General features: G+C 62.6%; 19 protein-coding genes. 11 read left to right on the top strand and 8 right to left on the bottom strand.

Translation table 11 applies throughout. The features are described from left to right. Positions 1-16 precede the first annotated feature (16 nt). Complete coding sequence (gene tssB / locus RHM60_RS01170) at positions 17-514, bottom strand: type VI secretion system contractile sheath small subunit (protein WP_209981164.1); 498 nt, start codon at positions 512-514, stop codon at positions 17-19. 36 nt (positions 515-550) lie between these two features. Beyond that, complete coding sequence (gene tssA / locus RHM60_RS01165; RefSeq protein WP_322213328.1) at positions 551-2,020, bottom strand: type VI secretion system protein TssA; 1,470 nt, start codon at positions 2,018-2,020, stop codon at positions 551-553. A gap of 556 nt (positions 2,021-2,576) precedes the next feature. Here tssA and RHM60_RS01160 point away from each other — a divergent pair. Then, the gene (locus tag RHM60_RS01160; RefSeq protein WP_003235468.1) at positions 2,577-3,092 is read left to right on the top strand and encodes an Hcp family type VI secretion system effector; all 516 of its coding nucleotides are present in this window, start codon (positions 2,577-2,579) and stop codon (positions 3,090-3,092) included. A 69-nt stretch (positions 3,093-3,161) separates the two neighbouring features. On the opposite strand, the gene RHM60_RS01155 is transcribed toward RHM60_RS01160, so the two are convergent. Continuing rightward, positions 3,162-3,983: an aldo/keto reductase gene (locus RHM60_RS01155; RefSeq protein ID WP_231421797.1), complete on the bottom strand. Its 822-nt coding sequence runs from the start codon at positions 3,981-3,983 to the stop codon at positions 3,162-3,164. Between the two features lie 106 nt (positions 3,984-4,089). Here RHM60_RS01155 and RHM60_RS01150 point away from each other — a divergent pair, with 106 nt between their 5' ends. Then, positions 4,090-4,584: a DUF1543 domain-containing protein gene (locus tag RHM60_RS01150; RefSeq protein ID WP_209981156.1), complete on the top strand. Its 495-nt coding sequence runs from the start codon at positions 4,090-4,092 to the stop codon at positions 4,582-4,584. Between the two features lie 9 nt (positions 4,585-4,593). Here RHM60_RS01150 and RHM60_RS01145 read toward each other — a convergent pair whose 3' ends face one another. Further along, the gene (locus RHM60_RS01145; RefSeq protein ID WP_322213325.1) at positions 4,594-5,793 is read right to left on the bottom strand and encodes a TPM domain-containing protein; all 1,200 of its coding nucleotides are present in this window, start codon (positions 5,791-5,793) and stop codon (positions 4,594-4,596) included. A gap of 130 nt (positions 5,794-5,923) precedes the next feature. On the opposite strand from RHM60_RS01145, the gene RHM60_RS01140 reads away from it, so the two are divergent. Then, on the top strand, positions 5,924-6,739 hold the full coding sequence (locus RHM60_RS01140; protein WP_322213324.1) for an alpha/beta hydrolase: 816 nt from the start codon (positions 5,924-5,926) through the stop codon (positions 6,737-6,739). Next, on the top strand, positions 6,729-7,874 hold the full coding sequence (locus RHM60_RS01135) for a PAS domain-containing sensor histidine kinase (protein WP_209981151.1): 1,146 nt from the start codon (positions 6,729-6,731) through the stop codon (positions 7,872-7,874). The genes RHM60_RS01140 and RHM60_RS01135 overlap by 11 nt, the downstream gene beginning before the upstream one ends. A 19-nt stretch (positions 7,875-7,893) precedes the next feature. Here RHM60_RS01135 and RHM60_RS01130 read toward each other — a convergent pair whose 3' ends face one another. From RHM60_RS01130 to RHM60_RS01120, 3 genes are all read right to left on the bottom strand, one after another. Further along, positions 7,894-10,005, bottom strand: coding sequence for a TonB-dependent receptor family protein (locus RHM60_RS01130; RefSeq protein ID WP_322213322.1), 2,112 nt, complete (start codon positions 10,003-10,005; stop codon positions 7,894-7,896). 73 nt (positions 10,006-10,078) lie between these two features. Further along, entirely contained in the window at positions 10,079-10,351 is a 273-nt protein-coding gene (locus tag RHM60_RS01125; protein WP_231421793.1) for a hypothetical protein, read from the bottom strand. Positions 10,352-10,478: 127 nt separating this feature from the next. Continuing rightward, entirely contained in the window at positions 10,479-11,225 is a 747-nt protein-coding gene (locus RHM60_RS01120) for a hypothetical protein (protein ID WP_322213321.1), read from the bottom strand. A 278-nt stretch (positions 11,226-11,503) separates the two neighbouring features. On the opposite strand from RHM60_RS01120, the gene RHM60_RS01115 reads away from it, so the two are divergent. From RHM60_RS01115 to RHM60_RS01085, 7 genes are all read left to right on the top strand, one after another. Next, on the top strand, positions 11,504-11,959 hold the full coding sequence (locus RHM60_RS01115; RefSeq protein ID WP_209981143.1) for a (2Fe-2S)-binding protein: 456 nt from the start codon (positions 11,504-11,506) through the stop codon (positions 11,957-11,959). After that, a complete protein-coding gene (locus RHM60_RS01110) occupies positions 11,959-14,196 on the top strand; it encodes a xanthine dehydrogenase family protein molybdopterin-binding subunit (protein WP_322213320.1) in 2,238 nt (745 codons plus the stop codon). The genes RHM60_RS01115 and RHM60_RS01110 overlap by 1 nt, the downstream gene beginning before the upstream one ends. A gap of 15 nt (positions 14,197-14,211) precedes the next feature. Then, positions 14,212-15,549 carry a c-type cytochrome gene (locus tag RHM60_RS01105; RefSeq protein WP_209981140.1) on the top strand — a complete coding sequence of 446 codons (1,338 nt, stop codon included), beginning with the start codon at positions 14,212-14,214 and terminating at the stop codon, positions 15,547-15,549. Positions 15,550-15,987: 438 nt separating this feature from the next. Next, on the top strand, positions 15,988-16,716 hold the full coding sequence (locus tag RHM60_RS01100) for a response regulator (protein ID WP_322213318.1): 729 nt from the start codon (positions 15,988-15,990) through the stop codon (positions 16,714-16,716). After that, entirely contained in the window at positions 16,713-17,774 is a 1,062-nt protein-coding gene (locus RHM60_RS01095; protein WP_322213317.1) for an ATP-binding protein, read from the top strand. Before RHM60_RS01100 ends, RHM60_RS01095 begins: the two co-directional genes overlap by 4 nt. A gap of 241 nt (positions 17,775-18,015) precedes the next feature. Continuing rightward, on the top strand, positions 18,016-18,327 hold the full coding sequence (locus RHM60_RS01090; protein WP_209981133.1) for a hypothetical protein: 312 nt from the start codon (positions 18,016-18,018) through the stop codon (positions 18,325-18,327). Positions 18,328-18,455: 128 nt separating this feature from the next. Further along, on the top strand, positions 18,456-19,325 hold the full coding sequence (locus RHM60_RS01085) for an oxaloacetate decarboxylase (protein WP_322213315.1): 870 nt from the start codon (positions 18,456-18,458) through the stop codon (positions 19,323-19,325). Here the strand turns inward: RHM60_RS01085 and RHM60_RS01080 are convergent. Continuing rightward, the gene (locus RHM60_RS01080; protein WP_322214564.1) at positions 19,315-22,344 is read right to left on the bottom strand and encodes an FAD-binding and (Fe-S)-binding domain-containing protein; all 3,030 of its coding nucleotides are present in this window, start codon (positions 22,342-22,344) and stop codon (positions 19,315-19,317) included. The two genes, RHM60_RS01085 and RHM60_RS01080, sit on opposite strands and share 11 nt — an antisense overlap. Between the last annotated feature and the right edge of the window lie 72 nt (positions 22,345-22,416).

Below are 22,416 nucleotides of genomic sequence, written 5' to 3'. Positions count from 1 at the left end.
TCCCTTTACTGAAAAATCATACGGAAGGCCGGTCCAGCCCCAATTCGGCGAGTACACGCGTGCGCGACTCGTCGTCGGCCAGGGCCTGTTCGATAGCCTTGCGAAAGCTCGGCGTGTTACCCAACGGGCCCTTCAATGCCATCAGCGCTTCACGCAGCGCCATCAGCTTTTTCAGTTCGGGAATCTGCTCGACCAGGCTCGCCGGATTGAAGTCCTGCATTGAATTGATGTGCACCTGAATACCCAGCTCCTCCACCTCGGCGTCGTCCTGAAGACGATTGGGTACGCTGAGCGTCAAGCTCAGTGCCTGCTTGGCCAGCACTTCATCCAGGTTGTTCCTGTCGATCCCGACAGGCTTGCGGTCTTCGAGCTTGCGCAGGTCCTCGCGTTGGGTGAAGTCTCCCAGCACCAGCAGTTTCAACGGCAGTTCGACTTCTTCCTGCGCGCCACCAACGGCGGGTTTGAAGGTGATATTGATGCGTTCCTTCGGTGCTACCGAACCCTCTTTGGGCATGGTTTTCTTCTCCTTTTTTGCGTGCGGCTCTGCAGCCTATTCAAGTACCGCTTCAAGATCGAAGTGGCACAACCTGCGATGGGTTTGTTCCTTGCGCTCACGCACGGCCTGGTCTTGCGGCAGCAGCTCACAGCAGCGAAACAGCAGCTGTGCCACTTGCAGCGCCAGGTCAGGTTCCCAGCGCTCAAGCCCTGCGTGCTGCAGGTGATCATCCAGTTGTTCGAGCTGGATCTTCGCCAACTCGTGCTTGCCTGCCAGCACACATAGACGGGCCTGGGCCAGGCGCCAATGGAAACGGTCGCGCTCGCTTCGCTCGGCGTGCAGGCTTTGCGTGAACTCGCCGACGACAGCCTTGAGCCCGTCCTTGCGCAGCCTGGGCAGCCCTTCCTGCAATGCCGTCTCCCACGGTGCGGCGTCGATGTTTTTCGCCTGCGCCAGGGGTTGGTTTGTTTGCAGATGGCGGGCCACATGGAGCGCAATCCAGTCACGGGTGCTGGCATCGGCAAACGGCACTCCGTCGTAAAAGCGATACTCAGGCAGGTCCGGCAGCCGCTGCAGCAACAGCGCAAAACTCACTTCCAGCTCGGCCTTCGCCAGGTTGGCGTGCAGGGCGTCAAGGCACTCCCACTGCATGCGCAGTCCGTCAAACCAGAACATTGCGCTGCTCAGGCTCGCATCGAATTCAAGTATCAGATCGGCGTAATGCCCCTGGGCAAGACGCTCCTGGCACCGCTTGAGCTTGTCGCCTGCAGGGCCACGCAAGGTCGTGGTTCTCTGGCTGTCTGCGTCCGGATAACCGGTCAGTGAGAGCCAGGCCAGTGTTCGACTCAGGCGCAAGGCGCGCAGGTCTGCAGCGCCCTGGCCCAACCACCACTTGCACAGGGGGCGGGCCTGGTCCTGCAAGGTACGCAGGCGTTTCGCCGCGTCCCTTTCGTTTTCGATTGCGGGCTCGGGCTTGAGCAATTGAGCCGCCACCTGTTTGACCTGGGTCATCCCATGCGGCAATGCTGCTGGAGCGGGATTGCCTTGCGTGGCATGTTCAAGGCGCTCCGACAATTGCCTGCGAATCGGCAGCAGCAATGGAGCATCATTACCCAGACGCTGACGCCAGCACTCATCGAGGCGCGACAGGTGTTCGTGGAGCAGATGAAACACCTGCTGCTGGCCTGCAACCGACAGGCTTTGGTCGAACACCGGTTCAAGGCGCAATACCAGCCAGCCAAAAGCCGCACTGCGGGTGCGCAGCTTGAGCGGGTAGACAACCGCCCAATGCTGCTCGCAGAGATGCAACAGGAGGCCGAGTCCGGCCAACAGGCCGGCAAACGATTCACGCTGGTAAAGCGCCCAGACCAGCCATACCGCGACACGCAGATCCCTGGAATGCTCGCGCAACATGCACTCGCTGGTTTCAACGACTTTTTGCCAATCCGGCTGGCGTTCACCGTGTATCGATTGCATTTTCGCCAGCTCGTTTTCCAGGGCCTCATATTCGCTGGAAAAGCGCATTTCATTGCCGGCGAAACTTGCATGCGAGCAAGGTTGCCGCGCCAACTCAAGATAATAATCATACAGCGTTTTCAAATAATCCATTTTGCTCCACGCACAACTACTCACCTCATAAAACACACTGAACACGCAATAAAGCATTAAAACGCTATTGAGGCAGCGATGAGAAGCCTCTTTAAGAGTTGCAAACACTAGCCACGATAAAGAGATTCATCAAGCGAAAAAAATAAACTTGAGACTTATCCTACAACACCCGCAAAACAAGGCCTGCGCAGAAAATTGCGCAACTTTTTTTGAAGAAATACTCAAATATGGTTTATCCAGCCCACTGCCGCCCGCCCGATGAAACGGCAACTAATTGCGCACTCATGCGCAAACAACCTCAATAAACTTACACACTTATTCACAGCAACTTATTAAAAGACACTCGCCGACTAACCCTGCCCCCATATTTCATTAGGCCTTGCACTTTCCGGCACGTTTTTTGTTAAGGAGACAGGGCCATCCGGTTTCAATATGGGATGGACTCCCTATCAAGCAGACAAGGAAACCCGTCATGCCAACACCCGCGTATCTCTCCATCACTGGCGTCAAACAAGGTTTGATTACGGCAGGTACTTTTACTCAGGACTCGGTAGGCAATATTTACCAGGAAGGGCACGAGGACCAGATTCTCGTCCAGGCGTTTGCGCACCAGGTCATCATCCCGCGCGATCCGCAATCCGGTCAGCCAACAGGGCAACGGGTGCATAAACCATTGATGATCAGCAAGGTGTTCGACAAGTCATCGCCCCTGCTTTTCAGCGCACTCACCAGTGGCGAGGAGGTGAAATGCCGGCTGGAGTGGCTGCGCACTTCATCGGCCGGCACCCAGGAGCATTACTTCACCATCGAACTCGAGGGCGCGACCATCGTCGATATCCAATCGCGCATGCCCAACTGCCAGGACCCGGACAACGCGCACTTCACGCATCTGGAAGACGTGTATTTCACGTATCGCAAGATTGTCTGGACCCACGAAGTGTCGGGCACCTCCGGCTCGGACGATTGGCGTAGCCCGGTGTCCAGCTGACGTAATGTGATGTGTAAACGACGCCCAGGGACGGGCGCCGTTTCTATCGAGATGGGTTGTTACTGAGGGCTAGACCATCGCCAGCGGATGCTTGCGCTTGGGCGCGCCGAATACCCGATCGATCGCGTCCAGATCATGTTCATCCAGCACCAGGTTCGCAGCACGGGCATTGAGTCGCACATGCTCCGGCGTAACGGCCTTGGGGATGGCGATCACGCCGTCCTGACGCAGTACCCACGCCAGGCAGACCTGGGCAGGCGTTGCCTCGTGACGCTGGGCGATCTGTTTGAGCGTCGGGCTGGACAGCAATTTGCCGCCCTGGGCGATGGGGCAGTAAGCCATCAGCGGCAAATGATGTTGTTGCCACCAGGGCAGCAGATCGAACTCGATCCCCCGCTCCTCGATGTTGTAGAGCACCTGATTGGTGGCGCAGGCCGCAGAGGCCAGCTCCTGCAGATCGGCCACATCAAAGTTGGAGACACCCCAACGGCCGATCTTGCCGGCTTCGCGCAAACGCTCGAAGGCCTCGACCGTTTCTTCAAGGGGATACTGGCCGCGCCAGTGCAACAGGTACAGGTCGATAAAGTCGGTGCCAAGCCGTTGCAGGCTGGCTTCACAGGCACGAGGGATGCCCGTTCGGCTGGCATTGTGCGGGTAGACCTTGCTCACGAGGAACACTTGGTCACGCTTGCCGCGTATGGCTTCGCCGACGACGGACTCGGCGCCCCCTTCACCGTACATTTCGGCGGTATCGATCAGGGTCATGCCCTCGTCGATCCCCAGTTGCAATGCCGCCACTTCAGCACGGTGCTGGTCGGGGTCTTCCCCCATGCGCCAGGTGCCCTGGCCGATGACGGGGACCGGTACGCCGGCCAGATCAATGGTACGCATGACAACCTCCTGATGAGTTCGCAAGTAAACAGTGGGGCATTGACCGGACAAAAGGGTTCAATCGAAGTATGGTTGCCCTCTGCCAAGTCGCCAGGAAGAACCTGCAATGCTGTTTGTCGTGATGCTCGGGGGCAAGCACCCGCGGGCGAGGATCGAAGTCCATGATGTGGTATTCGCCGTAGCGGATACCCTGCAAGCCACTTACCCGCAATTGCGTGAAAACTGGTTCGGCAGCGCCAAGGGCGTACACATCGACGCCTGGATGGCGGTGGATGGCGTCGATGGCTGGAAAGTCGAGCTCAGCCCGCTGGCCCCGCAAGCCGGAGCGCCGCGCCTGTATTTCATCAACCTTGGCGGGTACGACACCCACAGTTTCGGCGAGGCCCATCACTACCTGCTGGTCGTCGCGCGCAACAAGCAGGAGGCAAAGACGCTGGGCAAACGCCAGATGCTGCGCGGCTGGTCCCAGGCGCATACCGATGCCGTGATGGATGTGGATGACTGCCTGCCCATCGACCTGGTGGACGGTCGCTATGTGCATCTGGTGCAGGGCGCGCACGCGCCCATCGTGCAACGCAATGATTACCTCGTATTGTCCTGAGTGCTCGTGTCACCAACTGCCCGACGCACCGCCGCCGCCACTGGATCCGCCGCCGCCGGACGAGCTGCCGCTGGAGCGCGAGCTGCCGGAGCTTGAACTGGAGCGGCTGCTCGAGCCCGACCCTGAACTGGAGACGCTCTGCACGAACAGGATAAACGCCGCAATCGTCGCCACCGGTATCGCCACCCACCAGCCTTGAGCACCGTGCCCCAACAGCAGGCCCGCCGCGGTATAAATCGCGACAACCGCCAGTACGCGCACGAGGAAGAAACGCGGGCTGCTTTTCCATGATGCCTTGATCAGGAAGAACAACCCCACGTACAGACCCAGCACCACGGCCGCGCCCAACGGCCACAGCAGCCAGTGGACAAGACTGAGTTCGACAAACCGAGCCGCTGCCAGCACGCCGACGATATACGCCAGTGCAGCCATCACGCAGTAAAAGACTGCGCGCGCCAGCCACAATGCGCCAAACGTGGCACCGCCGATCAGCATCGTCAGCGGTAATACCAGCAGGAATATCGGCCACTCACGTCCACCGATGTACACCGTCAGCAGCAGGGTCACTCCAGCCGTGGCAATCAAGGCACGGCGCCAGTGCAACATGCCTGCGGCCATCAACACACCACCGATGCCGCCGGCGATCAGTGCCAGCAGTATCGCCATGGCCTGGGGACTGACGCCCGGAACGGCGACTGCCGGCAAGTCGCCGCCCTCAACCAGCACAACGAGGTCGTTCACACCCTGGCTGACGCCACCGGCAAAATCGCCTTGGCGAAACGCCGGGGTGATGTGTTCTTCGATGATCCGGCGGGCAAGCAAATCGGTGACTGTGCCTTCCAGCCCGTACCCGACTTCGATACGCACCTTGCGGTCGTCCTTGGCCACCACCAGCAGGATGCCGTCGTTGACGTCCTTGCGGCCCAGTTGCCAGGCGCGAAACAGTTGATTGGCGTAATCCTCGATGCTGGCTCCGCCGGTTCCGGGCACCAGCAACACGGCAATCTGCGAACCTTTGCGCTGTTCGAGGTCGGCTAGCCGGCTTTTCAGACGGGCGGTGGTGTCGGCGTCGAGGGTGTTGGTGAGGTCGATCACCCGCTGATCGAGGGCCACGCCAAGCGGCGAAACATCAGCCTGGGCGGCAATAAACACGCCGAAGCACATCAGTGCCAGCAGACTCAAGACGGACAGCCGTACCCACCGCATCATGTTTTGTTACCTGAAGTTTCGTCCTGAATGGCGCTGACTGTAACCTATCGTCGCTATAACGCGTGACCCAAAGGCGTTGACTATCTAAACTGCGCCTCAAATAGCAATACGCCATAATTTTGAGACCTCCATGGACCTACGCCACCGCAACAATGTGAATGTGATGGGCGACGGCATGGCGACCCTGGTGTTCTCCCATGGCTTCGGCTGCAACCAGGCGATGTGGAACTATTTGGCGCCGCATTTTACCGAGCGTTTCCGCGTAGTGATGTATGACCTGGTGGGTGCAGGCCTGTCGGACCTCGTCGCCTTCGACAAGACCAAGTACGGCACGCTGGACGGTTATGCTCGTGACTTGAATGAAATCATTGACGCCTATGCCCGGGGCCCGGTGATTCTGGTGGGCCACTCGGTCAGCGCGATGATCGGCGTCCTCGCCGACCGCCTGCAGCCCGGGCGCATCGCCGCCCATGTGATGATTGGCCCATCGCCCCGCTACATCGACGACGCAGGCTACATCGGCGGTTTCAAGCGCAGCGACATCGATGACCTGCTCGACACACTCGACAGCAATTACCTCGGCTGGTCCAGTGCCATGGCCCCGGTGATCATGGGTGCGCCCGGGCAACCGGAACTCGGCGAAGCCCTGACCGAGAGCTTCTGCCGCACCGAACCGGACATTGCCAGGCAATTCGCACGCGTGACTTTCATGGCGGACAACCGTGAAGATGTGACCGGCCTGGCCGCCCCGGTGTTGATCCTGCAATCGAGCGACGACCTGATTGCCCCGGTCGTGGTGGGTGAATACCTGCATCGCGTAGTCCCCAACAGCACTTATTGCCTGATCGACAACGTAGGCCATTGTCCGCACATGAGCGCGCCAGTGGCGTGCGCGGCGGCGATGCACAGCTTCCTGGCGCCGTGGGCAGCCGCCCATGCCCATTGACCTGTTCGACAGCGCCGCCTGTGCGCTGGCCGTGACTGCCGAAGACGGCACGATTCTGCAGGTCAATGCACGCTTCACCGACTGGTTGGGGTTCAGTGCCCAGGAGCTGTGTGGCCGGCGCTTCCAGGACCTGCTGACCATGGGCGGGCGAATTTTCCATCAAACGCACCTGGCGCCGATGCTGCGCATGCATGGCAGCGTCACCGAGGTGAAGCTCGACACCGTGCACCGCGACGGGCAGAAAGTGACGGTGCTGCTCAATGGCAATCGTCGCCAACTCGGCGACGCCGTGGTGTACGACCTGGCACTGTTCGGTACCACTGACCGTGACAAGTACGAACGCGAGCTGTTGAACGCGCGCAAGCTGGCCGAAGCCCTGTTGCAGGAAAAAACCGCCACTGAAATCGCCCTGCATCAGGCGCAGGCGGAACTCAAGCAAGCCTATGCCATCTCGCAGCGGCGCGCGATGTTCGCCGAACAGATGGTGGCGATTGTCAGCCACGATTTGAAAAACCCGCTCACGGCCATTCGCATGGCTTCGGATTTTCTCAGCCGGGGTGAGTGCACGCCAAAGGAGCGCCAACTGCTGGGGCATATCGACCAGTCATCCGAGCGCGCCCAGCGCATGATCGCCGACTTGCTTGACTTCACCCAGGCCAGGGTTGGTCAGGGCATCATTATCCGCGCCGCGCCGCTGGACTTTCACACAGTCATTCACCATGCCGTCGAGGAACTGCGTGTCGCCTTCCCCAAAGCGACACTGGTGCACCATATCGAGGGCTTTGGCAGCGCGAGCCTGGATGCCGACCGCGTACAACAGATTATCGGCAACCTGGTGGCCAACAGCGTGGCGTATGGCGACCTGCAGCGCGAAATCCGCATCACCTCGCGAATCGGTAATAACGTCTGTGAAGTCGCCGTACACAACCATGGCACCGCGATTCCCGAGGGGCTGCTCGCCAATCTGTTCGAACCCATGACCCGTGGCACCGATCAAGGCAGCCAGGTGCGCAGCGTGGGCCTTGGCCTGTATATCGTGCGCGAACTGGCCAAGGTGCATGGCGGTGATGTGGCGGTAAGTTCATCGGCAGAGGCCGGCACAACCTTCACCGTGAAATTGCCTGCCACCCATTAATCCGTTGCGGATCCTGAACTCAACGCCAGCGCCAGGACACTCCGGTATAGATGCCCCGCCCATCCGCCGGGGTCGAACGCGCGACGTCCAGCCCCTTGTCGTCATACCCCGGCGTGACCGTATTGGCATAGCGGCGGTGGGTGAGATTGCGCAGATCGACCCACGCCTGCCAGTCCTGCTTCGGCGCGTCGTAGCCAAAGGTCGCGCCCAGCAAGGTATAGGCGGCCGCGTAATAGGAATTGGCATAGTCCACCGCCACCCGCGAAGAGTGCTCGGTGTTGAGGCTGGTGTAGAAGCCGCCCGGGTGACTGTAGCGAACTTGCGCCTGGTAATAATGCCTGGGGATGCCCGGCAGCGTGTTGCTGCCAAAGCGGTCATCGTCACGGTAGTGGAAGTCGCTGAAGGTGTAGGCCTGGCGCAGATCGAGCCGGCCCTCGCGGCCGCCGTCCCACAGCGGGCTGAGCAGGCTCAGTTCCACGCCCTGATGCACCGTGGGGCTGGCGTTGGCCTCGGCAATCACGGCGTTGCTGGTGGCGGTCTGGGCCTGGGTCTCCACGGCCAGCAGTTCGTGGCGCACTTCGGAGCGGTACAGCGCCAGGTCCCAGGCACCAAGCCACGCTTCACCCCGTCCGCCGACTTCCAGGGTGGTGGCGGTCTGGTTTCTCAGGCTCACGCCTTCACGCGCCAGCCCCTTGGCCGGGCCGCTGGTGAAGTATTTGTTGGAACCCCAGATCATCGACCACGCATGCGGCGGCTCGACCGAGCGACTGAGGTTGCCGTATACCTGCAATTGCGGATTGAAGTCATAACGCAGGCCAATGCGCGGTGCGTAATCCCAGTCATGCTGACTGAGCGGCGCCTGACCTTGCGGGTAGGTAACCTGGGTTTCGCGGCGCGTATAAATGGCCGCCAGGCCGGTGGTCAGCCACAGGTCCGGCAACAGTTCCAGGTCATTACCAATATGCAGCACGGTATCGGACCCGAGGTAGGAATAATCGCGGGTCTTGGTGCCTGGTGCGTAGCTGGCGGTATTTGCGGCCGGCGTACGTACATATTCCGACGCGCCATTGTTGGGCATCGCCTGGGTGGTGCGCAGGCCGAGGGTGGTTTTGCTGTCATGGCCGAACAGGCTGTCCTGCCGGATGTAGTTCAGGGTGCCGCTGATATCGGTGTAGGCGACTTTCAGGCGGTTGGTGCCTTCGCGCAGGTCCATGGGGTAATCGTGATAGGCCAGGCCGACCTCGACCTTTGAGTTTTCATCCAATTGCAGGGTGGTTTTGTTGGCGATCCAGGTGGAGCCTGGTTGCAGGCGCTTGGAATCGCGGGCGGCGTTGAGGCTGTTGGCGGCACGCGGATCATGGCTGATCTGGTAACGCGTGAGCTTGCCGGGGGTGTCGTTGGCGGTTTCGCGGTAACGAAAATAGAAGCGGGTTTCCAGGTCCGGGTTGAAGCGATAGCCGAAGTTGGCGGCAATACCCTTGCCGCTACCGGCGCTCTGCTGCTGATAGCCGTCGGACGCGGCGTCGGTGAGGCTGATGTAGTAGTCGGCGTCGCCCAGCACCTGGCCGGAACTGATTTCACGCTGGGCATAACCGCGACTGCCCGCCTCATAGCGCAGTTGCAAAGTCGGCGCGTCATAGCCGGTACGGGTGATGTAGTTGACCGCCCCCCCCAACGCCAGCGCACCGCGATCAAAGCCGTTGGCGCCGCGCAGCACCTCAACGCGGCTGTGCCACAGTGGGTCCTTGAGTTCATAGGGCGTGCCGCCGGGCCCGGTGAGCGGCAAACCGTCGAGCATCTCGAACAGGCCGGACGCATGGGACCCAGGGCTGCGGTTCAGGCCCGAGCCACGGATGGACAGCTTCACCCCTTCATTATTCGCAGCCTTGGCATACACCCCGGCCTGGTACTTGAACACATCCTCATTGGTGCTGACGCGCCCCTGTTGCACGCTGTCCAGGTCGATGTAGTTAGTGGCGCCAGGCACGCTCTTGAGCTGCGCCTGAGCTATTTCACCGGCACTGGCGGGCGCCGTGCTGACTTCGACCGGTGCCAGTTGCAGGGTTTCGGCGTGCACCGTCGGGCTAAGGGTCAGGGCGGCAAACAGGAGCGGGGATTGGCGCAACAGCATGGGGCAGGTCCTTGGCATTCGGAAGCATAAGAAGCCTGGCGGCTTCGACGGGTCACTCCTTACAAACGAATCATCAGCTTGCGGCAACAGCCTCCAGTGCCTGCATGAAGTCATCGGCCTCCGACCCCGGGGGAAACCTGAAACCGTACATTTCATCTGTGGCCAGAATCGCGTCCAGGGTGTTGCGCAACTGTGCTTCGGTCGGCGAGTCCTGCAGCAGTTTCTGCGCCGGCAGCAGCAGCTCCGCCGCGACGCCCTGGACGCTTGCAGTGTCGATCACCGCAAACAGGATGAAGCGCAAACGAATGTCGCGATCCGTGAGCCAAACCGTTTTTCGCTTACCCAAGGTAGGCCTCGACTTTTAGGAAAAGTCCGAGGCTATTGCCGCTGGAGGGGTGTTTCAAGCGGCCTGTTGCAAGATAGGCCAGTTCCTACATGGGAAAGCGAAACGCCGCACTCCCCGGCCCTGGGTATCACTGCACCGGCAGAAAATTCATCAACAACAGGCTTTGCGCATAATTGAGACCAATGCGGCGGTAGCGCTCGTCGAGGATCTGGGTGAGCAGGTCCAGGCGCGCGACGATCTTGCCGAATTCCACGGCGAAACTGAGGTTGCTGCCCTCCTCCGAGATCTCGTTGGAAAACAGCAGCAACACGCCGTTGGCGTCCTGGCGCTGGCCGAGCAGCCAGGTGGCCTTTTCAATATTGCGCGCGGCGTTGCTGACGAATTGCGGGTTGATCGAATCGGTCACGTAAAACTGGGTGCGCCCGCCATGGGCGGTGACCAGCATGCTGCCGATGGCGTAGATGAATGCGCCGACGCGGTCGCCGCGAAACTCCGGGCTCAGCGAGTAACTCAAGGCTGCCAGGTCACGACGCTCGCCAAGTGCCGGCAACGGCTGACGGTTTTCAATGGCCTGGCGGATTGTCCGCGCGGCGGTCACGGCATCCGGGTAGCCCGACTGACGCCACTGGCTCGGGTTGCGCAGGTAGAGCTTGCTCATCAACAGATACAGGCTTTGCAGATTATCGCGCATGCCCAACGTTGCCATGCGGTCCACGCTGGTCTGGAAGAACTCATCAGGTTTGCCTTCGCTGAACTGCCGGGCCATATCGCGGCCCTGCTGCTGGCTGCACGCCGTGGCACAGAGCGCCAGCATCGCTGCGAACAGCAGCGGCCAGCGTTTGATTAAACAGGTTGAAAGGTGGTTCATCCGCATCCGGTCGGGTCCTGCTGCCTGCGCGCGGAATGCGCGCGCTCGTGACAGGGATAGATCAGAAGAATGAAAAAAAGTGCAGCCCTGCCCGGCAGATCAGTAAAGGACTACACCCCTGCACTAGCGCATTCCTGTTGAATACTTGCCTGATCCTACGGAGTTGCCGCCGATTGGATAGATAGCCCTGGCCCGGTGGTCTAGAGTGCAAACATGGGCGACCTGCGTCGCACCTCTTATAAGAACTCAGCTACACCGACCGATGATCAGCAGGTGAACCCGCCATGGAATTACGCATCAACCAAAAAGCCTATCAAGTCGAGGCCGACGCCGACACGCCCCTGTTGTGGGTGATCCGCGATGACCTGGGCATGACCGGCACCAAGTACGGCTGCGGCCTGGCCCAGTGCGGCGCCTGCTCGGTGCTGGTGGACGGCAACGTGGTACGCGCCTGCGTTACACCGGTGGCCGCCGTGGCGGGCCGCGAAATCACCACCATCGAGGCCATCGAAGCCGATGACGTGGGTAAGCGCGTGGTCGCCGCCTGGGTCGAGCATCAGGTGGCGCAATGCGGTTATTGCCAGTCCGGGCAGGTGATGGCGGCCACCGCGCTGCTCAAGCACACCCCCGCGCCCACCACGGCGCAGATCGACGCGGCCATGGTCAACCTGTGCCGTTGCGGCACGTACAACGCGATCCACACCGCCATGGATGACCTGGCCAAGCAGGAGCGTGCCTGATGAATACGCATCTGCCCCTGCCTGAATTGCCCCTGGGTGATCCGGTCAACCTGTCGCGCCGACGCTTTCTGGCCAGCACCGCCGTGGGCGCGCTGGTGATCGGCTTCGGCCTGCCGATGGGCTCGGCCCGGGTGCAGGCTGCCACGGCCAACGCCGCAGAGCGCGGCACCCAGGTGCCGGCGTTTCTGGAAATTCGCCCGGACGGCAGCGTGCGTCTGCTCAGCCCCTTCATGGAAGGTGGCCAGGGCACCCACACCGCCATGGCGCAGATCGTCGGCGAAGAGCTGGACGCCGATCCCGCCACCTTCTTGGTCGAGGCCGCTCCACCGGGCGAAGCCTACGTGGTGATGGAAAACGGCATGCGCATTACCGGCGGCAGCATGTCGGTGCGCATGAGCTACCCGACCATGCGCCGCCTGGGCGCCCTCGCGCGCGCCATGCTGCTGCAGGCCGGCGCCGAACAGCTCGGCGTGCCGCTCGCCGAACTCACCACCCAGCCCGGCCGCGTGGTGCACGCAGCGTCCGGCCGTTCGCTGGGCTACGGCGAATTGGCCGGGCGCGCCCTGGACATGCCGGTGCCCGACCCGGCCAGCATCACCCTGCGCGACCCGAGCCAGTTCCGCTGGATCGGCAAACCGGTGAAACGCCTGGACGCCTACGACAAATCCACCGGCAAGGCGCTGTATACCATCGACCTGAAAGTCGACGACATGCTCCATGCCGCCGTGCAGCACGCGCCCCGCCTGGGCATGACCGTCGGCAGCCTGCGCAATCAGGCGCAGGTCGAAGCGATGAAAGGCGTGCATTCGGTGCACACCCTGCCCGGCGCCGTGGCGGTGGTGGCCGAACGCTGGTGGCACGCCAAACGCGCCGTCGAAGCGATTCAGGTGGATTGGCTGGAAGCGGCCGCCGATTCGAAGCTGCGCGCAATGCCTGCCGACTTTTCCAGCGACAAACACCGCGAATTCCTCGCCGCCCAGCAAGGTCCGACCCGCGACGACGAGAACGAAGGCGACGTGGCCGGCGCGCTGAAAAACGCCAAAACCCGGGTCGAGGCCACTTACCACAACCAATACCTCAACCATGCCCAACTGGAACCGCCGTCGGCGCTGGCGCGCTTCAACCCCGATGGCTCACTCGAGGTGTGGCTGCCCAACCAGGCACCGGACATGTTCCGCGCCGACATCGCCAAGCGCACCGGCCTTGATCCTGCGAACATTACCCTGCACTCGCCGCTGCTGGGCGGATTTTTCGGTCGGCACTTCCTTTATGAGTCGGCCAATCCCTACCCGCAGGCCATCGCGCTGGCCAAGGCCGTGGGTCGCCCGGTCAAACTGATCTGGAGCCGCGAGGAAGAGTTCCTGCGTGACGTGTTGCGCCCGCTGGCGGTGGTCAAGTTCCGCGCTGCACTGGATGACAAAGGTTTGCCGGTCGCCATCGAAGCAGTCAGCGCCACCGAAGGCCCGACCGAAGCCCTCGCCGGCAAACAGGGCGACAAGATTGACCCTGCGGCCCTTGAAGGGTTGTCGGGCAAAAGCTACGCAATCGCCAACAAACGCACCGCGCAGATCTACGTCAAAGGCCCGGCCATGCTCGGGTACTGGCGTTCGGTGGGCAATTCGCTCAACGATTTTTTCTATGAAGCGTTCCTCGATGAACTGGCGGACAAGGGCGGTCACGACCCCTATGAGTTGCGCCTGCACCTGCTGCGCGACAACCCGCGACTGACTACCTTGCTCAAGGCTGCAGGCGAGTTGTCCGGCGGCTGGAAACGGGGCCCCTACACCGCCGAAGACGGCAGCCGCCGTGCCCGTGGCGTGGCGATGGCGTCGCCGTTCGGCTCCCATGCGGCGGTGGTCGCCGAAGTGTCGATCGAGCACGGCCAGGTCAAGGTGCATCACATCTGGGAAGCGATCGACCCCGGCAGCATCGTCAACCCTGCCATCGTGCAGGCGCAGGTGGCCGGCGCCGTGGCGTTGGGTCTGTCGCAAACCCTGATCGAGGAGGCGGTGTACGTGGACGGCAAGCCACGCGCACGCAACTACGACCTGTACCCGATCCTGCCGCCCTCGCGTATGGCGCAGGTGCACGTGAAAATCGTCGAGAGTGGCGAAAAAATGGGCGGTATCGGCGAACCCCCGCTGCCCGCAGTGGCGCCGGCCGTGGCTAACGCGGTGGCGCAGTTGACCGGCCAGCGCATCCGCAGCTTGCCATTGAGCCGATACACCTTCAGCTAAGGACAGGGAACGCCCATGAACACCCGACGATTCGCCCGAACCGCAGGCTGGCTTGCCCTGCCCTGCCTGATCGCTGCCGGCCTGCTGGCCTGGTATGTCACCCGTGAGCCTGCCTCGCCATTCGAGCAGGAACAGGCCACAACTTTCGACCCGGCGCTGGTCAGCCGTGGCGAGTATGTCGCGCGCCTCGGCGACTGCGTGGCGTGCCACAGCCTCGCCGGCAAGGCGCCCTTTGCCGGCGGTCTGGAGATGGCCACGCCGCTGGGGGCGATCCACGCCACCAATATCACCCCGGATCGAGACGTCGGCATCGGCGCCTACAGCCTGGCCGACTTCGACCGCGCGGTACGCCAAGGCGTGGCGCCGGGCGGCCGCCGACTCTACCCGGCCATGCCCTACCCGTCTTATGTGAAGCTCAGCGACGATGACGTGCGCGCGCTGTATGCGTTCTTCATGAAAGGTGTGCAACCGGCCAGCGAGCCCAATATTCCCGGCGCCATCCCCTGGCCGCTGAATATGCGCTGGCCCATCGCCCTGTGGAACGGCGTGTTCGCCCCCACGGCCACCTACGCCGCCAAACCCGGCCAGGATGCGCTGTGGAACCGTGGCGCCTATATCGTCCAGGGCCCTGGTCATTGCGGCAGTTGCCATACGCCGCGCGGTTTGGCCTTTAACGAAAAAGCCCTGGATGAGACCGGCACGCCGTTCCTCGCCGGTGCGCTGCTCGATGGCTGGTACGCGCCGAGCCTGCGCCAGGACCACAACACCGGCCTGGGCCGCTGGAGCGAGCCGCAGATCGTGCAATTCCTCAAGACCGGGCGCAACCAGCACGCGGTGGTGTACGGCTCGATGACCGAGGCCTTCAACAACTCCACGCAGTTCATGACCGACGACGACCTGGCCGCCATCGCCCGCTACCTCAAGGCACTGCCCGGCGATCCGCAGCGCGACGGTGCGCCCTGGCAGTACCAGGCCGCCGCCACCGACGCACGCCCCGGCGCCCATCTGTACGCGACACGCTGCGCCTCCTGCCACGGCCCGGACGGCAAGGGCCAGCCCGACTGGATGCCACCCCTGGCCGGCGCCACCTCGGCGCTGGCCAAGGAAGCCGCCTCGGCCATCAACATCACCCTCAACGGCTCCCAACGCATCGTCGCCGCTGGCGTACCCGATGCCTACCGCATGCCAGCGTTCCGCGAGCAACTGTCCGACCAGGAAATTGCCCAGGTGCTGACCTACATGCGCAGTACCTGGGGCAACACTGGCGGCGCAGTCGACGCCAAGGACGTCAACAAACTGCGCGGCCACACCGACCCGGCCAGCAGTAGCCCGATCATTTTGCATATGCGCTAAGAGCGGGGCAGCCTGAGAGCCGACCGGGATGGTCTGCCGAGCGCTGTACAACAAGGGGGCTTGCTCCCGATGAGGGTGGGTCAGCTTATGTGTAGCTGACCCACTGCCATCGGGAGCAAGCCCCCTCCCACATTTTGATCTCCATTGGTCTGATGGATATCACACTGCTTTTGATCTGCTTTGGCTTTTGATCTTGATCTTAGGCGCCCCGTCAACCACGCAGGCCGAACGCCGGCTTGAATCCGTGGGCCGCCGTAAGGGCGCAACCCATAGCAGCCATCCCCCGCAGCAACGGCTATCCCCCCATCAAAAGCCCCCAAACCCGTAACATTTTTGCCAATATCCCCCTCTCCATCATTTCTCCACAAACCCTCCCACAAAAGCGCATGGTAATTACGCACAATCCCCCGCCCCCACGGCAACCACACCGAGCCCACCATGAATGACCTGCCCAACAGCCTCCGGGAAACCCGGGCGCTGGTACTGATCGCCGAAGACGAACCCGAAATCGCCGACATCCTCATCGCCTATCTCAAGCGCGCCGGGTTTCGCACCGCCCATGCGCTGGACGGCCGACGCGCGCTGGAGCTGCATCAGACGCTCAAGCCGGACCTGCTGCTGCTCGATGTGCTCATGCCCCATGTGGACGGCTGGAAGGTGCTCGCCGAAGTACGCCATCGCGGCAATACGCCGGTGATCATGCTGACCGCGCAGGACCAGGACCTGGACAAGCTGATGGGCCTGCGCATCGGCGCCGACGACTACATCGTCAAACCGTTCAATCCGGCCGAAGTGGTGGCGCGCACCCAGGCCGTGCTGCGCCGCACCACCGACTATCAATACGTGTCGGCCAGCAGCGTGCTGCGCGTGGATGCGTTCGAGATCGATATCGAAAGCCACGAAGTCACGGTGCGCAGAGCGGGTGAGGCATTAACGCTGCTGCTCACCGCCACCGAATTCAAGTTGCTTGCGCAACTGGCCAAAGCGCCCAAGCGCGTGTTCAGCCGCGCCGAGCTGCTGGCGCTGTGCTCGCCGGAAAGCGACAGCCTGGAACGCACGGTGGACAGCCACATCAGCAAGTTGCGCCGCAAGATCGAAGACCTCGGCCTGCAAGGCGTGCCCGAAAGTATCCGGGGCGTGGGTTACCGGTTTGGGAGTGTGACGTGAAAATCCTCAACGGTTTGAGCCGCCAGATCATTGTGTCGATGTCAGCCGTGGTGCTGTGCGTCATCACCCTCGCCGTGGTCGGCTCCTACGTGTTCTATTCGCTGTTGTGGGCCTATTGGCCGCTGTCCGAAGAAGACGTGGACACGTGGATGCCGTCCAATATCGAGTGGGCCTGGATGGGGCTGATCACCCTGGTGGGCCTGGCCGTGGGCGCGGTGGTGGCGTTGAAGTTGTCGCGCCGGATTCTGATGCCCTTGAACTCGGTCGCCGAGAACCTGCGCAAACTGGCCGACGGTGACCTGGAAGCGCAAGCCGTGGCGGGTGAACACCCCATCGGCGAGGCGGCGATTCTGGTGGATGACTTCAACAGCATGGCTCAGCGCCTTAAACGCATGGCCCAGGAGCAGGCGTTCTGGAACGCGGCGATTGCCCACGAGCTGCGTACGCCCCTGACCATCCTGCGCGGACGCCTGCAAGGCCTGGCCGAAGGCGTGTTCGAACCGGACAATGCGCAGTTCTACAGCCTGCTGGGTCAGGTCGAAGGGCTGACGCGGCTGATCGAAGACCTGCGGGTGGTCGGGCTGGCCGACAGCGGCTACCTGGAACTGCACCTGCAGAACGCCGACCTCGCTGCCGGGATCGAGGACGATGTGCGGCTGTTCGAACCGAGCCTCACGGCCGCCGGGTTTGTGCTGCACCTGGACCTGCAACGCGGCTTGATGCGCTGCGATCCCGGGCGGATCCGCCAGGCCTTGCTCGCCCTGCTGGACAATATCCGCCGCCACGCCACGCCGGGTAACGTCAACATCCACCTGAGCACGCGCGACGCGATCCATTATCTGCGGGTGCGCGATGATGGCCCCGGCATCGACGCCGAATTTGCCGTGCACCTGTTCGAAGCTTTCCAGCGCGGCGAAAACTCGCGCTCCCGGGCCCAGGGCGGCAGCGGCCTGGGCCTGGCGGTGGTGCGCGCGATTGCCCTCGCCCACGGCGGTGCGGTGAGCTGCCGACGCATGGAAAACGGCGGCACTCTGTTCGAATTCAGCTGGCCCATTTGATCAACCGGATACCGCGATGCGCGTCTTTGCCTGGCTGTTCAGCTCCACCCCCGACTACCGGGACTTCGCTTTACTGGATAACCAGGGCGTGTGTATCGCATTCAAACGCTGTACGGCCCAGCCTGCCAACGGGGACTGGGTCGCCGTCCATGAGATCAACCTGAGCTGGCTGGGCAGACCGTTGCCCGGCAGAGCCCGAACCGTTTAACAACCTTCATCCTGTACGCAGTGGCCTACTCTTATGTCGAACACGTATCTGTCCAAGCTTGAAGACTCACTGAGACTGCACACCACCCGGTTGAAAAAGTGGCAGCGGCTGTGGGTGCCCTTGCAGCAGCGCGCACCAAAATGGGTCCTGGGACTGTGGATTCTGGGGGTGTTCTTCTCGTTGATCACCGAGTTCTATGCGCACTGGATGGTGACCGCGCCGTTGATCCTTGCGTTGATCGTCGCCGAAATCGTGATTGACGAGCGGCAAATGACGCTGGCGTTGCAGGCCGATAAACTGCGCGACCTGCTCAGGACCGCCAGGCATCGCTATGCCTGCCCTTGAGGGTTATGTGCCTGGCGCATGGCCCATTCTTAAACGTCATAACGCTGATTTCATCTGCGTGGTAGGCTCGCTGGTTTATAAACAGGCATTGATCGTGCATTAGACGATGGCCAGAACCAGGAAAGATCATGCCAAAAATTTCCCACTCAGCGCTTCGCTGCAATTTTCGTGAGTTGCTTGCCGCCCCCCACTGCGTCGAAACAGCTTCTGTGTTCGACCCGATGTCCGCACGCATTGCGGCCGACCTGGGTTTCGAGGTCGGCATCCTGGGCGGCTCGGTCGCCTCGTTGCAGGTGCTGGCGGCGCCCGATTTCGCGCTGATTACCCTCAGCGAGTTCGTCGAACAGGCCACGCGCATCGGTCGCGTCGCCCAACTGCCCTTTATCGCCGATGCCGATCACGGTTACGGCAATGCCCTGAACGTGATGCGCACCGTCGAAGAGCTCGAACGCGCCGGCGTGGCCGCACTGACCATCGAAGACACCCTGCTGCCCGCGCAATTCGGGCGCAAATCCACCGATCTGATTTCCATCGACGAAGGCATCGGCAAGGTCAGGGCAGCCCTCGAGGCTCGGGTCGATCCCGCGCTGTCGATCATCGCGCGCACCAACGCCGGCGTGCTGCCCACCGAGGACGTGATCAAGCGCACCAGGGCCTACGAAAAGGCCGGTGCCGACGGCATCTGCATGGTCGGCGTCAAGGACTTCGAGCACCTGGAGCAGATCGCCGAGAACCTCAGCGTGCCGCTGATGCTGGTGACCTACGCCAACCCCAAGCTCAACGACGCAGCACGCCTGGCCAGCCTCGGTGTGCGCGTGGTGGTGGCCGGCCATGGCGCCTACTTTGCGGCCATCAAGGCCACCTACGACAGCCTGCGCGCGCAGCGCCAACTGACCCACCGCACCTCCAACCTCAGCGCCACCGAACTCACGCACACCTACACGTTGCCGGCCAGCTACATGGCGTGGGCCGAAGAGTTCATGGACGTCAAAGAGTAAGGCTGACGGCATGCTCCAGCACCACTTGCAACGGGTGGCGCAGGTGCTTGCCGGCTTGACGCTTGACCTGACTGCGGCAGGAATACCCGGTGGCCAGCGCCTCACCGGGCGGGTCCAGCTTGCCCGCCCATGACTGCTCGAAAATGGTCTTCGACGTGTGCTGATTGCGGGCCTCATGCCCGTAAGTGCCGGACATCCCGCAACAGCCACTCGCCTCGCTGACCAGCATGAGCCCCAATCGGGCAAACACGGCTTGCCACTGCGCGGTACTTGCCGGGGCGTTGGTCTTTTCGGTGCAGTGCGCCAGCAGCCGGAAGGTCTGCGAGCGGTGGGTCGTGCGCTCCGGCAGCGCGTCGACCAGCCATTCCTGAGGCAGCAGCACCGTCGGGCATTCGCCAATCCCCGGCACCTTGCGGTACTCCTGGCGATACACCAGCGTCATCGCCGGATCCAGCCCCACTAGCGGCACGCCGCAGTCGGCCAGCGCCTTGAGTTGCGTGGCATTGCGAATCGCCGCTTTCGCGAAGGCGCCGAGGAAGCCCTGCACATGCAAGGGTTTGCCATTGGCGCTATAGGGCGCCAGAAACACCCGATAGCCCAACTGATGAGCCAGTTGGATAAAGTGCGCCAGCAACGGTGTTTCGAAGTAACGGGTGAATGCATCCTGCACCAGCACCACGCTGCGCTCGCGTTGCGCAGGCGTCAGCTCGCGCAGGGTCGGCACGCTGGCAACCTTGACCTTGCACGCGTTGAGCGTGGCCTGCAGGTCGTGGCGGTGGATCAGCGGGCTGTCGAGCATGCCGACATGGCGCGCCAGCAGGCGACTCATCCAACCGGCGCCCATGACCGCGTTGTACAGGCCCGGCGCGTAAGCCAGGTAGGGAATGCTGAACTCCAGCGAGCCGATCAGGTAGTCGCGCAACGGACGTTGATAGCGACCGTGATACAGCTCCAGGAACCGCGAGCGAAACTCCGGCACATTGACCTTGATCGGGCACTGGCCCGCGCAGGATTTACACGCCAGGCAGCCCGCCATGGCGTCATACACCTCATGGGAAAAGTCCGCCTTACCGCGCGAGCGCGCCAGGTTGTTGCGCAGCCTCGCCGGTAACCCGCCCAACCAGGCCAGTCGGCCACGGGCCACGGCCAGTACGTCGATATTGGCTGCGCCCTGCAGGCGCAACCACTCGCGGATCAGCGACGCCCTGCCCTTGGGCGAATGCTGGCGTTCGCGGGTGGCCTTCCACGAGGGGCACATGGCGTCGTCGGGGTCGTAGTTGTAGCAGGCACCGTTGCCGTTGCAATGCATGGCGGTGCCGAAGCTCTGCCACACGCGTTCGTCGATGTGCCGATCGAGGTCGCCGCGCAGCGTCACTTCGTCAACCTTGAGCAACCCCTGGGCGGCATCTGGCGGCGTGCAGATCTTGCCAGGGTTGAGCTGGTTGTGCGGGTCAAAGGCGCCCTTGAGCGCTTGCAACGCCGGGTACAGTTCGCCGAAGAATGCAGGCACGTATTCGGAGCGCAAACCCTTGCCGTGCTCGCCCCACAGCAGCCCGCCGTAACGCTGGGTCAGGGCGGCCACGGCGTCGGAGATCGGTTTGACCAGGGCGGCCTGGGCCGGGTCTTTCATGTCCAGCGCCGGGCGTACGTGCAGCACGCCGGCGTCGACATGGCCGAACATGCCATAGGCCAGGCCATAGCTGTCGAGCAAGGCGCGAAACTCGGTGATGTAATCGGCCAGACGCTCCGGCGGCACGGCAGTGTCTTCGACAAAGGGCTGCGGGCGAATCTCACCGTCGACGTTACCCAGCAGCCCCACCGAGCGTTTGCGCATGGCGTAGACGCGGGTCACCGCTTCGGCGCCTTCGGCCAGGGTGTGGCCCAGCCGCTCGAGGGTGGCGTCGCTCTGCAAGTGCGCGACAAAGGCCGCCACCCGTGCGTTGACCTGCGCCACATCGTCGCCGCTGAATTCCACCAGGTTGATGCCCAGCGTCGGGCGCACGGCCTCGGTGGGGAAATACTCGGCGACGCTGTGCCAGACAATGTCCTTCATTGCCAGCTGCAGCACCCTGGAATCCACGGTCTCGATGGACAGTGGCGCGTGCGCAAGCAAGGCGTTGGCATCGCGCAGCGCGTCCATGAAGCTGGCGTAGCGCACATTGACCAACACCGAATAGCGCGGAATCGGCAGCACATTGAGCCGGGCCTCGACCACGTAGCCGAGCGAGCCTTCGGCGCCGCACAGCACACTGTTGAGGTTGAAACGCCCCTGCTCGTCACGCAGGTGCGCCAGGTCGTAACCGGTGAGGCAGCGATTGAGCGTGGGGAACACCGAGGCGATCAGTTCGGCCTGAGTGTCATGGATCTGCCGCGCGGTACGGTACACCTCACCGATACGCCCGCCCTGCGCGCACGCCGCGTCAAGCTCGCTGTCGGACAGCGGCCGGCTATGCAGGTGCTCGCCGCCGAGCAACACACTGTGCAGTTCAAGGACATGGTCGCGGGTCTTGCCGTAGGTGCAACTGCCCTGGCCGCTGGCGTCGGTGTTGATCATGCCGCCCACGGTGGCGCGGTTGGAGGTGGACAGCTCCGGGGCGAAGAACAGCCCGTGGGGCTTGAGCGCGGCATTGAGCTGGTCCTTGACCACGCCTGCCTGCACCCGCACCCAGCGCTCGGCCACGTTAATCTCAAGAATCGCGTTCATGTGGCGCGACAGGTCGACCACGATGCCATCGGTCAACGACTGGCCGTTGGTGCCGGTGCCACCGCCGCGCGGGGTCAGTTTGATCTGGCGAAAGCGCGGTTCGGCCATCAGGGTGGCGATGCGCGCAATATCGTCGGCGTCCAGGGGAAACACCGCCGCTTGGGGCAGGCGCTGATAGATCGAATTATCGGTGGCCAACACGGTGCGGGTGGCGTAGTCGGCACTGAGCTGGCCGCGAAAGCCGCTGGCCTGCAAGGCCTGCAGAAACTCCGGGTAATGCGGCGCAGGTGCAGCGGTAGGCAACGGGGCGATCATCGCGGGCAGGTCTCTGGTCACGGAAAGTCGAAATACTTGTCGCCTGGGCATTAATAGGTCAGCCTCAGGTCG

The organism is Pseudomonas sp. MH9.3 (assembly GCF_034354675.1).
In the GTDB taxonomy this organism is placed as follows: domain Bacteria; phylum Pseudomonadota; class Gammaproteobacteria; order Pseudomonadales; family Pseudomonadaceae; genus Aquipseudomonas.
This window is presented reverse-complemented; position numbering and strand designations above follow the sequence as displayed.